Here is a 12649-nt window from a genome sequence, read left to right as displayed (position 1 = left end):
TGCGCAGCTTATTCTTCACTCAGCTCGCGTGCTTCCTGAAAAAGGTGCCAGACGAGCCAGACCAAATCGTTCTGATCATCGGGATGGAGGTCATCGATATACGGCCAGATCAGCTCGGCAACATCACTTCGCGGCAAAAGACAAACCCGCTCTCCGAGCGCATAATGCAACTGAATTGCCAGCTCATCGGCAAGCTCAGTGAGATCGCGTTCAGGAAGCCTGTCATCGGTTGTATAACGGTAGCCGCGCATACCAGACCACCTTACCGTTGCCTGAGTGCACGGGTTCGCCGATCATCTTCATAATACTCTTCCTGGTCGCGTTGGGAAATCTGGCGTGTTACCGATTCGTGTTGCCCGGTAGCGGATGCGCGACGCGGCAAGAGGGAATTATCGGTCAACGTCTCAGCGACGAAATCGAGATACTGTCTGATGTCCTCGTTATCTTCAAGACTGTTGAAAGGAATGGTTGCCCCGCTCACCGTTTTCACACTCTCGCCAATATCACGGAGCGTAGCATCAATCCCTTTAACCAGACCGCGCATCACTGCTGCCAGTTCTTCCCGTTCCTGCACCGTAAGATTGGCAAACCCGATGAGCGCCTTCTCTTGGGCGCGGAGCAGCGTGGCACGGAGAATGGCAATATCGGCCTGGGTTTGTAATTCATACCGACGCACAAGATGGGCCTGACGCACCTGTTCAACCAGCTCTTCCGAAGTGACAGGAGTCCAGAGCAGGGCGGGGATGATAATGAATCCGATAATGCCAATCAGCACCTGTTGAATGACCAGACCGGTACTCTGCACAACAGGTTGCGAAGCCCACCAGGTCCACTGAATCTCAAACGAATAATAGACAAGGTAGAGTGCGGCAATCATCACCGCAACATATCCCCAGGTCCGCGCATTAATCTTCTGGAGGAGCATACCACCAGGTGACCACGGGATCAGGAACGACATCAGGCTTGGTGGTGCCAATACCAGAATAGCGGTATAGGCAGCAGCGATAATCCAATTACCGGTCAACTGGCTCTGAACCCCCCACCAGTAGACGGCAGAGCCTATCATGGCAATGAACGCAAGAATAGCCAGCAATGACTTTGAGGTGAACTGCCATCCACCCCGGCGACGTTGTCCGCGCACCATTTCCAGATAGCGACTGCTCACGGCGGTTTCCTTGCTACTAAAAATAACGATTACCAACAATGCCGACAAAGGCGAAACCTATTATACTACCACACTGCAACAGAGGTGCAACCAACTACTTAGGTTGCACCTCTGGAGTCAAAAAAACGAATGTCTCAATCCAGTCGGAGTATCCGGCAGCCCGAATCCGTTCGAGCACAGCGGGAGAGAGTGCGGTAATGCCATACCCGCGATTCACTTCATACGGTACTTCAAGGGCAGGCTGACCATCTTCACGAAATGTGAACGTTGCCTGTACCATAAAATCACCACTTACAATACCAAGGAGAACTTTTTGTTGGTTTACTGGATCGTACCAGTAAAGTTCACTTCGTTTCGTATTGTATAAACGAGGAGGATCAATAATTTGCCGGTCCAATTGCTGGGCGCGCCAGCGTTCTTCCGGCGAGAGCGAGGGTAACGTCGGCAGCACGAGGGTTGGTGCTGGAGGAATTGTTGGCGTTGGCGGTACAACCGTAGGAGGTTGCGGCGTCGCCACAATCAGCGCAACAGTTGCGGTATATGACATCACAGGTGCAACAGTAACTGACGCCGACGGCAACAGCGTCGGCACCGCTGAAGCGCGCAGTGTTTGTGCCAGTGGTGGCAGTGTAGCCGGTAATGGTCCGTTCACATCAATATTCGTTGGCAATGTCGAAAGACAACCACTTAACAATGCGACAACCACACCTGCCAGGAGCAACCAGCGGTAACGGTGGCTCATCGCTCAAAACCATGCGCTTTCTAAGAGAAAGATAAAGCACCCCTTCCCGGCAGAAGGGTATTCCCATGGTAGTACAGGTTGTGGCAGATGTCAATCATTTCTGGCAAGAAAATAGAGAAATTGTCTCAACAATTGGTGGTGGGCGAGTGTGGGGGTGAGGCACCATCCACGTGTCGGTAGGTGTGTGAGGTGTGGCTCACCCCCGATGCTGTTGCACGTTGTATGACCTGATACAGTATGATGTGGCTGTTCAGGGTGTGGTATAGCAAGAGTGAAAGCACGACTTTTACACGTCAAACGAGACGACACTTTCATCCCTTTCAGCGACTTGCCGGGGACGATCTGAAGAGGGGGACTGGGGGGGAGGCGATGGCAATGGCTTCCCCTGCCCACTATCATAGCGCTGCCTTCTTCAGCCGTAGTTACGACCAGAGCATTAAGGTATTGTCTGGGTGTAATGATGGGGTGTTGTTGGTTGTTCGGAATTCAGTCAGTGCAGCAGTCTGCTAGAGTATGACTATCAGGGTCGCTGAGATGACTGGTTTCCATAGCCGTGCCTCTTCAATTTCAATATATTCATAATTCGCTGCTTAAGCTCATCTTCATCTTCTTTGCTTAGACTGCCGTTGGTCAACTTGAAGCTTGTCAACTCGATCACCTCAATACCATACGCCGCTGCCAGGTTCTTGTTATTGTCGTCTACTTTGTCTGCGGAGACAAGGAATTTGAAAACGTAGGTACCCAAATATCGCTGCTCCGCCACTGCCTGAAGCTGGTCAATGCCAGACTTGGCTCCCTTTTTTTTGGCTTCGATCACGCCTATTTGGTTGTCTAAACGGATGAGGAAATCTACCTCCAGAGCCGGTTGGTTCTGGGGTCGGACACTGGCGAGTATTTCCAACCCAGGAATAGTTCGCAGCGTCTGATGTATCTGTTGCTCAAACGGGTCTCTTGGCTGTGCTGTGGTGTATTTCCCAACCTGGACGCGTAAGTAATCGTCCAGAGTGATGGAACCCGGTATTTCCTTCTGCTCTTGCAGTTGCACGTCCTTCTGTTCGGTAAATCGATAGCGATAGAGCAAACTACGACCACCTTCAGTCTGGAAGTACACAAAGGGAGTGCCAAATTCGGAGACGACCTGAAAAGCGGCCAGAGACATGATTTTGGTACCACCAGTCAGGTTGAAGATGGTGTTGTGTCCTTTGAAGTTTGTCTGGATGAACTGCTGCAGATCGTTTCGGATGGCTGGAAGATCATAGGGATCAACGCTAAGTAGAACACAGTTAATGCTTCCGCCTTCTAGCACGTTCTGTAACCGTTCTGCGATTGCTTTGGTTCGTTCAGTGTGCACCAATACCGCTATATCAGGTCGGAGATATCGAGTTGGTAACAAATTGGCCGCTGGCTGTTCGCCTATCAGTAGGATCAATGCTAAAGGCATAGAAAAACTCCTCTTTGACAGTCTTAGCCGCCAGTCCTCTGGGGCAAAACGAATTATCTTTCCTTCCGTTGCACATACCGTTCCACGTGGCGACGTGCTGCTTCCAGTTCACCTTCTGTTGTAGCTGTGGTCACCAGACGCAATTGAAAGCGAATGTCGGTACCAAGGCGTGCACGGACAATAAGATCTCGCGGTTGTTGTGCGCTAACGCCAGGCTCACCCTGACCCCATTGTTCCCCGCGAACCTCTACCACAAACGGCGCGTAGCCTATCAGTTCTTTGGCAAAACCTTCTATCCGATCTTTGTAATGATGAGATGAAATGTGAACTTTGGGTTCTATCTGCCGTGCTGGGGGCAAGGCCTCTACCAAGTTCAGAATTGCTGCCACACTTTCACCAAGCGGTGTAGGCGTGCCATCTGTTGTCAACAGGCCAGTAGAAACGAGCATGGATTTCACATTTTTATCGATAGGTGTTCCTCCAGCCAGCGCCTCGCGAATGTCGGGAAGCATAGGAAACAGGGCAATGAAAGGTAGATCCACCAGTTGAGGACGATCTTTAGGATCGCGATTAACAAGGGGGGGATGAAGTCGTGCATTGATCTGCTCGGGCTGTAGGCCTCGCAGTTGTCCAATTTCCCCTTCCTCTTCCAACCAGGGAGGTACCCAGATATGAAATAGACACTCGGCACCATAAAACTGGACGGCCAAAGCCAGCAGTGCTGACATTACTTTCCGCCCGCCGGCGATACTCACAAACAACCGATGATTGTTTCGGTAGGTGCGCAACTGAGTGCAGGCTATCTGCATGAACTCCACTGCCGCCTTGGTAGAGTCAATATCGTGGTATGTTCCGACAGAAATCGGTACGATCCAACTGATTTCACAGTGTGCTGGAAGATGTTTCATTAGCAATTCCAGTGAACTGAGTACATCATAGTCCTCGGTGTAGAGCAACACTACTCCGTCTGGATGAAGACTCTGCTCTTCTAGCAGTTCGATAGCTTCGGTGATCACTGCCGGGGCAGTGCCTAGCGTGGCGATGAGGAGTTTTTTTGACATTTTTACAACCTCCCTTGAATCAGATCTACCGGAGATACCACTCTTAAAGCGCATGGCTTTCTCTGCTGAAGCCCTCGTGCAACCTGACTCCACTTACGATCTCTCGTGACCAGGTATGCCCTGCGAACAAGGCCATTCGCAATGATCAAGCTATCGGTTAGAGCATTTTTACCCAACGGAGATCGGTGATCTCGCAAAATATCAAGAGCAACCTCTTGCGCCCTCCTTGAACAATGAATAAGTCGGATACCATAGGTTTCAAGTAACTTTTTGACTCTCGAAAGATCGCGTTCAATAGCTTCCTTTCCTCTTGTTCTTGTCATAAGCGACTCCTCTTCCTCAACTCCATCTGTACTCGTTTCTTGCAGTATCGGACTGTACAATTCCATTAGGCTGACTAACGTAAGAAAGGTATGACCCTGTTGAGATGCGAGTGCAAAAGCATCAGCAGCTACTTCCTGATCACCTGGCCTGTCATCCCGCAAGTAATCAATGAGCACAGAGGTGTCAAAAATAAAGCGCATACTCTCTACTCCGACCGCAATGAACCTCGTAGAGTCTTGATTCGGAGCCACCACGCCACATAACCTAGCACAGTACTACATTCTTCTATCTGGAGGCGTTTCAGGGTATTTCGCTGGGATTTGACTGCCTGTGCGATCAAGCTGTTGGCTCGCCGGATTGCCGGCCGCAAGGTATCATCATGCGAGAGCTGCTCAGCGTACTGGATGGCCCGGTCTAGACCGTGCTTTTCGACGACACCCATCTATCGCATCCACTCGTTGCGCGAGACTTCAGGAAGGTCTTCGGCAATCTGTTCAGCAAGTTGGATCTGGTAATCAACTGCAGCCATCAGTACACCTCCCTGGGACACGGCTCATTCAGGGATCTTGCTTGATCGCGGAACTTCGTCCATGCCTTATCATTCAGCAGCGTGTGATCCGCCAGCCACGTTCGCACAGAATCTGAGATGGGCATTTGCTCCCCACCAGTAGATAAAGCAGCTAGCAGGTTAGAAGAAGGCGTTATTAAATGAAGTCCTACCAATTTCCATCGCACAGCTCCGAGACAGCGCGGTTTTGCACCACCAAGCTTGATAGGAAAGGCTGACACGACCGCATCCCCTTGATCACCGTCCAGTCCTATAGCTCGCATCATTATTCCCATCTCCGCAGCAGTGGTGTTTTCAAAGTAAAGTGTAGTTTGAAAGCGAGTACCTTTGGGTACTACCTCCAGGAAGCGATGATTTTTCTTTGGTTGCATGTCCAAAGGCTGGAATTGCTTCGCCTGATAGAATTTCCGACCCTTCGTCTGACGCGGTGGCCAGAGGTCAGCAATCTTTATCTTGGTGGGTTCAACCTGACTCAACAGCACCGCATCCGAGAAGTGAACGCGACCCCGATGACCAGTGGAGCCAAATAACCGACAGGCTGGGCACAGCGAATTCTCGTTTTTACATCCCTCGTGCAATTGAGGCACTCGCTCACCTTTGGCGATTTGTCGCACGCATGAATTCGAGATAGCCTCCACCACGCTGCGTACCGCGCCCTTTATGCCTGTTCCCGGAATAATTAACTGATCATTGCGTCGCGCAAAAGCATAGTAAGACCGCTCACAACCTTGCAAGGTGAATAAACCAAACTCACCACTACCCACGAAGAGATAGTCGGATACCACCTCTAGCTCTAATTTCAACCGACCACTCCAGTCCCTATAGCTTTCATGGGTAGGAGGTTCATATTTCTGGGGAGGTCGTTCCTTGTCCAGTGGTACCCAGAAGAAAGGCTTGGGTTCAACCGAGACCTTCTGCCTTGCCATCACATCCTCCTTGCACTGTCAATAGTTCTCTAAGGCTGATAAAGGTGGCAATGCCGTTGCAGTAATAGATCATGGCTTTGAAGCGTCCATTCGAGCTTCCGTGGGGATAGGCCGGAAAGTTTGGGTTGACTCGGAGATCATTCAGGTTCTGCAGAAAAAATGTTCCTTCTTTAGCTTCCCATATGCCAGAGATGGGATCCAGACCATCCACGGGATCACTGGTAAGCAGCAGTGCCTGATAATTGTTTTCTGTCCGCCACCAGCGTAGTTCCCCTTGCGGACCGAAAACCGCACCCTGCTCTCTCCAATCTTGTGGCATTCCTTCACCCATCGTGAGACAGGCACCATCAGCAATCCAATGGTAGAGAGGTTGCCCTAATGACCGGGCATAGCCTTCCAGGTATCCCAGTCCGACCCGCAGCACATAGGCATAGACTTTCATAGCAGACTCCTCACGTAGTGCCTAGCTTGTCTGTTACTCTTTGAGCAACCTCATCCCATCTTTTAGGATCGTAGATACGACGAGTATACAGCCCGAGGGGTTCGGTTCGTAGAGGATCAGGCATTCCGTTTAGGGTGAAGGTAGTGCTGAGACCGTATCTTGTCTTCTCCTCGTCACTTACGAAGTCTGCCAATCCTCGCCAGAGTCCGATCTCCATGCCAGAGGTGACTTCGTCCAGGCGAGCTTCCTGCACTTGAACGGCCACCTCACCAAACCCCCGGTTTTTGCCAAAGCCAATTTGGAGCAGGCCACTGTTCATACCCTGGAATGCCAGGACAAGTAATCCCAGTTGCCAAAGTTCAAAATTTTCCAAAATCAGGTACCCTTCAAAGGTACCAGCAACGGCTACTTCCATCTCAAATGGGCCATGAGCTACAGCATGGCTCAGCCGGGAGATAGCAACTCCGTAGCGGATCTCGGTCTTGACTTCATCCACGGGCAGCAGGTCAGTGAAGGCAACACGACCTTTCAGACGGGTATGGCCGAAGAGGCGACAGGCACCACAGGAGTTTTTGTAAATCGTGGCGCTGTTTTCTTCTTTCCCGAGTTTTTTAGCGCAGCTTTCATCTTCATCAGGAAAGGTGGGGCAGGCCCACTGCCAGGACGTGTGGTCATCAAGAGTACGTAGTGCCTTCTCTACAAACCCACGTACTACCCCCTTGAGGGACGAGCCGGGAATGTAGACTGTCTCGCCTTTCTCAGGATGATATGTGCGCACAAACTGCATATCTGGCAATGTAGGGTTAGCAGAAATGCCACCAGCTTTGATCAGTAAAGGACCGCGGGGACTGATCTGGAAGGCTACACTGAGAGCGTTATATCGTGTCTTATGCATCGCCTGCCCCCCTTTCCTTCAGCCACTCGCGGAACGTTTGCAGAAACTGCGTCGCAGCCACCTCACTCGACTTGCGCTCTAGCAGATAGTCCATCAAATTGCTGATACCTACTCGCTGTATCTTGATTTCTTGAAGTTTTCCCCAGCCCGGACCGCGGGTAGTCTTACCACCAATTGCAATACCACCCTCCTCCCAAAGCCGCAAGACTGTGAGGAGAAAACCAATTTCCCACTCTTCCAGGTTCTCGGCCAGGATCTCCAGACCGAAGCGCGCCCCGGGAATCACAGTCTCAAAATCGTACTTGATACCTGAACGAGCTGTGCCCAGATCTCGATCAATACCCACGCCGTCACGGATCTGAGTGAGCGTTGGCAGGTCTTCTGGGTTAAGCAAATACGCATCCCTGAAAGCAACCCGTCCAGCAAACCAGGGAGATCCGAAAAGACGACAGGCGGTGCAACTCTCTTTCCAGACAGTCTCGGCGAAGGACTGGTCTGTTTCCGCGTCGTTCAGGAGCTGTTCCTTCTTCTTAGCCGGAATGCATGGGGCGTCAAAAGGATCACATGCCCAAAAATCTGGTCTACGATCCCAGGTGCGCAGGATTCGTTCCACCTGGAAACGCACCACGCCCTTAATGGAAGAGCCGGGAATGAAGGGCAGACCATCCGGTCCTTTGATCACAGGCATGTCAGTACCAGTTGGCTCCAGAGAGAGGCGGCTGCTCACAGACAAAGCCGTCTGCATTACCAGAATTGCCTGGATTCTGGTCTGACTAGCGAATGTTGCGAAGACACTCATTGCTTAACCTCTCGCTGAGTCGTTCCCTTAGCATCCCAGACGTGCCAGCGCACTGTATAGCCAAGCGTGCGCCGCACCAGTTCCATGTGTACATCGCCAACTAACTGAGAATTGTCGGTACCCACAATCGATTGAGCTTCGCTTCTGAGACTATCCAGAAGGCTGTTCGCCTCCTCCGCCCATTCAATGTAGATTTCCTTCCGGGCTGCCTGATAGCGGATAAAGAGTTCTACTGGCAGCCAGGAGGGACTCTGTTCAGCAACAGCCTGGATATTACGGAGTTGTCGCTCTTTGTGGTCTTTGTCGCTAAGAGGTTTTTTTTCTACATTCTCAAAGATCTGAGCCAGTTTGTCTGCCAAATCTCTAGACATCTGGACTAACTTCTCCTCTCTGCGATCTATCTCGCGCAAGATATGAGCATTCTTCCTGGGATTATCGGTAAACTTTCTCATTTCTCTTCTACCTCCTGATGGAATGGATGACAAACCAGAAACTCGCCAAAGCCTTCATCTCGTCGCTTGCCGACTCCCTGTTCCTCCAAAGTTTGTAGAGTAGAGATGATCTCATCCAACGTTCCATCCCAGCGGTACACGTAAACACTACCCATACGGGCAGCCAAGTTGGTCGGTTTGGGCAAACCCCAGGCGGTAGACCAACCACCGGCAAAATCAGGGCGCGTCATCCACCAGACTGGTTCCAGTGCCTGTCCGTTGATACGCAGGATTGGTGCCAAAGCAGGTATACCGCTATCCTGGAATACGCCAGGACTTAACAAGTCTACAGAGAAGTATGTGCCTTCTGGCTTTGCAGGAAGATCTTCAGCGTTGGTAGCCAAAGATTTCAGATCTTGCCAGCAATGAACCAGTATCTCATTGAAAAGCCTTACTCGCTCCTCGATATCGGGAAAACCTACCACCTCAGCTTCCTCAGCTTTTACACGACCATAACCTCGCGTGTGAAGGGCACCAATCGCGATGTGATTAATGGCCTCTATAAGGTCTGCCACATCTGATCGCTCACCATATATGCGTCCCAGAAAGACCAAGTCGGACACCTTTTCATCTGGTTGAACCGTTACCGGACTTAAGGCGTTCGCCGTGTACAGCACCTGTTCTACGGCAGCGCGTCGGTATCGACTGATCCCCACTTTTGTCTGTGAGTGGTAACGTAGCCGTGATTGGCAGTAGCGTTCAGTGGTACCGTCACGGTAGACTGTGTAAAACCCCGTTATCGCTTCCATACGGCTGCCACATGTGAGACATGTTAGAACGAACGGCGCGGCAAAACAGGCCCCGGCTCTTTCAAGAAGAGAGTATGCCAGTTGAGGTATAAGGGCATCCACAACCCCATGGCCCTGATTGTCGGGATGTGGTTCCTTTTTGAAGCCACTTGCCTGTTTGCATGTTAGAGCACTGAGTGGTAACGGAAGGGCGTAACATATTGGACGCCATTCTGTTGTGGGGAAAAAGTTTCCAATACGCACACGTTGCACAGTGGGCAAAATATCCTGCCGACCCTGGATCAGGAGCCATTCAGCCCATGCACCCCGCAGTATCCGGCCTGGAATGTACTGAGTTGGACTCAAAAACTGAGAGCTGGCCCGTACATCACCTAATATGAGAGGGTTATTTGGCTTAATCTTCAGCCACATTTTGGCCCCCTGACCATTGACTCCAAAGCATTTCCAGATGTTGTTGAGAGACTGGCAAGCTATTCACAGTAGCCTCAATCCTCGTTTTTTCAATCTCCAGCCATCCCATACCTCGTGTACGTCCCCCACCGATACCAGACATCGATCTTGCAGCCAGGATGACTAATGCGCAGGCCTGCATAGCGCTCGTCTGATCTGGAAAATATCCCTCGCAGATTGCCGTAGCTTCAAGCAAACCAGGTGAAGTAGTCTCGATAAAGAACAAACGTCCTGGCAAAGCAGCACGCCGTTGGCGACTGATTGAAACGCCACTTCGAATTTGCGTCATCGTATCCAGTTCAAATCGTACATCCTGAAAGCGAAGGGGTGCCGGAAAACGCGGATGACCGAATACTTGACAAACAATACAAAGATGGTTCGGATCAGGGCACATTGTATTTGGGGTCGGCCCATTACATACTTTTTGACCCCAGGTATGCAGAAGTACCTCAGCCCGATCCCTCAAGGCACCCTTCATCGTAGTCGCGGGGATAACGTACACACCATCAGACGATCTTGACAATGCCTTATCAGCTCCCCATCGCCATCGATTCCCTGCGGTATGAAAAGCTGTTGTTAGAGTAAAGTAAAATTTCAAGGATAAACGCTCCATTAGTCTTGCTCCTCTATCTGAACATCAGCCCGCATTGCCCGCAATTCGGCCAGTTCCAGGATATCGAGCAGGGCAGTTTGCCAGCCAACCCTACTATGCTTTTTGTATACTTGCCAGAGAGATGAGGGTGCTTTAGTTTGATAACCCTGCTGTGTGGCTAGTTCGCCCACCTCCGATAAAAAGGTGGTCAATTGGAGACGATCTTGATCGCTTCTACGGGCAATGTCGTAGTAAATCATGTTGAGCGAGATCCACATTCCCCTGTCTAACATTTCACCCCATCGATGGCGTAAAGACCTAGGCCATCGGGATGCTTCCTTTACCAGTGCGATGGACTTTCTGGCCCGATCAAGGCTGTACGGCCTGGCTGTGAGTCTATTAATATCACGCTGGTAGTAGCTCATCAAAGCCTCAGCCTTTTCTGCAGCGATAGGAGTAGGTAGCCAGAGAAAAGTTAATGCACTCTGAGGATGTGCTTGAACCATTTTGGCTTCTCTTTTAGCACTCCTGAGTAGATCGTTAGCGAGATACTCCAGATAGCGAACTGGATGCTTGACATCAGCAACGGCAATCCCACACGAGGCTGTAACTGCTTGCGGCCAGCTCTGCGGCCAATAGCCCAAGTTTTGTGTCACCCGGCTCTTAATCTCTTTTTCAAACCGCTCCAGGAACCGTATTGCTACTTCCCAGGCATAACCTGCCTGGATCAAGAGTGTTACGTCATCACCACCAATATTAACAATTTCAAAGGGCCAGTATCTGTCAACTTTCTGCAATTCCTCGCTGCATACCTCCCATAAAGCCTCAAACAGGGCCTGTTCAGTTCCTTCCCTTAATGCTTGTGAAAGAGCTGCAAATTCCTCCTGACTACTAACCCGTTGCAGCAACTGGCCAATATCGTTCCCATCGGCATAGAGAAACGCCACATAGTTACGACGAGCACTCTTCACTAAATGGTCTAAATCTGGAGGATGCCTGGCTGTAAGATTGCATTGCCGGTATTTTTGATAAAAACGCACATTAAATCGGCCCCGAACAGTGTGTGCTTCGCTTCGCACTCCTGTTCTGTGCCGTTGCAAACAGACTACACATAATGATACTATCTCGACTTGTTCTTGCTCTTCAGGTTCGTAACGGTGAACGTTCTCTACGGCAACTCTTTTACCACATGCTTCGCACCTCTTGCCAAAGGGGATAGCCTCGAAGAAAGGGGAGTTTGACCTCTGATACTTCATTCTACGAACCTGGGCACTCAGAAAAGCCACTCGTCGAGCAAAATCGCCGCTCTGCAGAGTTGGTTGATGAGCATCCCAAAGCCGCTTTGACCATCCATTGTGAGGATGACTTGCAGGCGCAGGAGGTAATGGGTCACTTTCATGAGAGATTGTCACTGTAGCAGTTAGCGTATGCTTCAAGTAAATATCCTCAATAGCTTCCCTGGCATCATTAACTTTGTCTTCTGGAAGCTCGAAAAGGAAGCTGCCTCCTGAGCAATAAATTTTCTTTCCACCCAGCTTTTCAATCTTTTTCGTAACCTCATCTTCGCATTCCAGGAGCAGTTGACTGCCGCCACGAATCTGAGGCAGAGAAGATGTTTCAAAAACGAACTCTTTGATAGCATCTACATCACCGTGCAGAAGTATCTGTTGTCCACTTTTGCTCATAGAGGCCTCTCCAGTAAAATAACAATAACACCCCCCACCAGAAATACCAGCAAGAAGCACACAAGGGATCGACAGTCGTGCTGAATGTTCCTGCTAATTCCTTCCTACCCACGTGACAACAGACAGTTGTCTAAGAAGGAATGGGGCGCTATCAGTCGAATGGTGATCCGCTACAGGCCATCGGTTTGTATATGTGTCATATTGTACACGTAGAAGTGGTCTTTTGGCAGATGAAATGACCTCTGATATGCCGATGATTCTGGATGCCGGGTTTTACATCGAGGGCAAGGGTGATCGCAAACGCCACAAGCCTGACGAG

At 50.5% G+C, this 12649-nt stretch carries 14 protein-coding genes; all 14 read right to left on the bottom strand.

Annotated features, from left to right (window positions below):
- Positions 1–8: 8 nt before the first annotated feature.
- The 14 genes from CAUR_RS12090 to CAUR_RS12020 all read right to left on the bottom strand — a co-directional run bounded on the left by CAUR_RS12090 (position 9) and on the right by CAUR_RS12020 (position 12330).
- Positions 9–251, bottom strand: coding sequence for a hypothetical protein (locus CAUR_RS12090; protein ID WP_012258168.1), 243 nt, complete (start codon positions 249–251; stop codon positions 9–11).
- A gap of 11 nt (positions 252–262) precedes the next feature.
- Entirely contained in the window at positions 263–1165 is a 903-nt protein-coding gene (locus tag CAUR_RS12085; protein ID WP_012258167.1) for a hypothetical protein, read from the bottom strand.
- 94 nt (positions 1166–1259) lie between these two features.
- Positions 1260–1907 carry a hypothetical protein gene (locus CAUR_RS12080; RefSeq protein WP_012258166.1) on the bottom strand — a complete coding sequence of 216 codons (648 nt, stop codon included), beginning with the start codon at positions 1905–1907 and terminating at the stop codon, positions 1260–1262.
- A 520-nt stretch (positions 1908–2427) separates the two neighbouring features.
- Complete coding sequence (locus CAUR_RS12075) at positions 2428–3348, bottom strand: PDDEXK family nuclease (protein ID WP_012258165.1); 921 nt, start codon at positions 3346–3348, stop codon at positions 2428–2430.
- Between the two features lie 53 nt (positions 3349–3401).
- Positions 3402–4409, bottom strand: a complete 1008-nt coding sequence (locus CAUR_RS12070) for a CRISPR-associated protein Csx14 (protein ID WP_012258164.1) — start codon at positions 4407–4409, stop codon at positions 3402–3404.
- A 2-nt stretch (positions 4410–4411) separates the two neighbouring features.
- Positions 4412–4933, bottom strand: coding sequence for a PIN domain-containing protein (locus tag CAUR_RS12065; RefSeq protein ID WP_012258163.1), 522 nt, complete (start codon positions 4931–4933; stop codon positions 4412–4414).
- 328 nt (positions 4934–5261) lie between these two features.
- Positions 5262–6227, bottom strand: a complete 966-nt coding sequence (locus CAUR_RS12055) for an RAMP superfamily CRISPR-associated protein (RefSeq protein ID WP_012258161.1) — start codon at positions 6225–6227, stop codon at positions 5262–5264.
- Positions 6202–6669, bottom strand: coding sequence for a hypothetical protein (locus tag CAUR_RS12050; RefSeq protein ID WP_012258160.1), 468 nt, complete (start codon positions 6667–6669; stop codon positions 6202–6204). The genes CAUR_RS12055 and CAUR_RS12050 overlap by 26 nt, the downstream gene beginning before the upstream one ends.
- Positions 6670–6679: 10 nt before the next feature.
- Positions 6680–7564: an RAMP superfamily CRISPR-associated protein gene (locus tag CAUR_RS12045; protein ID WP_012258159.1), complete on the bottom strand. Its 885-nt coding sequence runs from the start codon at positions 7562–7564 to the stop codon at positions 6680–6682.
- Positions 7557–8363: a type III CRISPR-associated RAMP protein Csx7 gene (gene csx7, locus CAUR_RS12040; RefSeq protein ID WP_012258158.1), complete on the bottom strand. Its 807-nt coding sequence runs from the start codon at positions 8361–8363 to the stop codon at positions 7557–7559. Before csx7 ends, CAUR_RS12045 begins: the two co-directional genes overlap by 8 nt.
- Complete coding sequence (locus tag CAUR_RS12035) at positions 8360–8815, bottom strand: hypothetical protein (protein ID WP_012258157.1); 456 nt, start codon at positions 8813–8815, stop codon at positions 8360–8362. Before CAUR_RS12035 ends, csx7 begins: the two co-directional genes overlap by 4 nt.
- Positions 8812–10014, bottom strand: a complete 1203-nt coding sequence (gene csx10, locus CAUR_RS12030) for a type III-D CRISPR-associated RAMP protein Csx10 (protein WP_012258156.1) — start codon at positions 10012–10014, stop codon at positions 8812–8814. Before csx10 ends, CAUR_RS12035 begins: the two co-directional genes overlap by 4 nt.
- Positions 9998–10666 carry an RAMP superfamily CRISPR-associated protein gene (locus CAUR_RS12025; protein ID WP_012258155.1) on the bottom strand — a complete coding sequence of 223 codons (669 nt, stop codon included), beginning with the start codon at positions 10664–10666 and terminating at the stop codon, positions 9998–10000. The genes csx10 and CAUR_RS12025 overlap by 17 nt, the downstream gene beginning before the upstream one ends.
- The gene (locus CAUR_RS12020) at positions 10666–12330 is read right to left on the bottom strand and encodes a Cas10/Cmr2 second palm domain-containing protein (RefSeq protein ID WP_012258154.1); all 1665 of its coding nucleotides are present in this window, start codon (positions 12328–12330) and stop codon (positions 10666–10668) included. Before CAUR_RS12020 ends, CAUR_RS12025 begins: the two co-directional genes overlap by 1 nt.
- Between the last annotated feature and the right edge of the window lie 319 nt (positions 12331–12649).

The organism is Chloroflexus aurantiacus J-10-fl (genome assembly GCF_000018865.1).
Lineage (GTDB): Bacteria > Chloroflexota > Chloroflexia > Chloroflexales > Chloroflexaceae > Chloroflexus > Chloroflexus aurantiacus.
This window is presented reverse-complemented; position numbering and strand designations above follow the sequence as displayed.

What these genes read in the sequence shown, in the direction of transcription:
- CAUR_RS12080 (WP_012258166.1), bottom strand. Translation starts at nt 1,907, where the DNA reads ATGAGCCACCGTTACCGCTGGTTGCTCCTGGCAGGTGTGGTTGTCGCA.
- CAUR_RS12065 (WP_012258163.1), bottom strand. Translation starts at nt 4,933, where the DNA reads ATGCGCTTTATTTTTGACACCTCTGTGCTCATTGATTACTTGCGGGAT.
- CAUR_RS12075 (WP_012258165.1), bottom strand. Translation starts at nt 3,348, where the DNA reads ATGCCTTTAGCATTGATCCTACTGATAGGCGAACAGCCAGCGGCCAAT.
- CAUR_RS12070 (WP_012258164.1), bottom strand. Translation starts at nt 4,409, where the DNA reads ATGTCAAAAAAACTCCTCATCGCCACGCTAGGCACTGCCCCGGCAGTG.
- CAUR_RS12020 (WP_012258154.1), bottom strand. Translation starts at nt 12,330, where the DNA reads ATGAGCAAAAGTGGACAACAGATACTTCTGCACGGTGATGTAGATGCT.
- csx7 (WP_012258158.1), bottom strand. Translation starts at nt 8,363, where the DNA reads ATGAGTGTCTTCGCAACATTCGCTAGTCAGACCAGAATCCAGGCAATT.
- CAUR_RS12050 (WP_012258160.1), bottom strand. Translation starts at nt 6,669, where the DNA reads ATGAAAGTCTATGCCTATGTGCTGCGGGTCGGACTGGGATACCTGGAA.
- CAUR_RS12090 (WP_012258168.1), bottom strand. Translation starts at nt 251, where the DNA reads ATGCGCGGCTACCGTTATACAACCGATGACAGGCTTCCTGAACGCGAT.
- CAUR_RS12045 (WP_012258159.1), bottom strand. Translation starts at nt 7,564, where the DNA reads ATGCATAAGACACGATATAACGCTCTCAGTGTAGCCTTCCAGATCAGT.
- CAUR_RS12035 (WP_012258157.1), bottom strand. Translation starts at nt 8,815, where the DNA reads ATGAGAAAGTTTACCGATAATCCCAGGAAGAATGCTCATATCTTGCGC.
- csx10 (WP_012258156.1), bottom strand. Translation starts at nt 10,014, where the DNA reads ATGTGGCTGAAGATTAAGCCAAATAACCCTCTCATATTAGGTGATGTA.
- CAUR_RS12025 (WP_012258155.1), bottom strand. Translation starts at nt 10,666, where the DNA reads ATGGAGCGTTTATCCTTGAAATTTTACTTTACTCTAACAACAGCTTTT.
- CAUR_RS12055 (WP_012258161.1), bottom strand. Translation starts at nt 6,227, where the DNA reads ATGGCAAGGCAGAAGGTCTCGGTTGAACCCAAGCCTTTCTTCTGGGTA.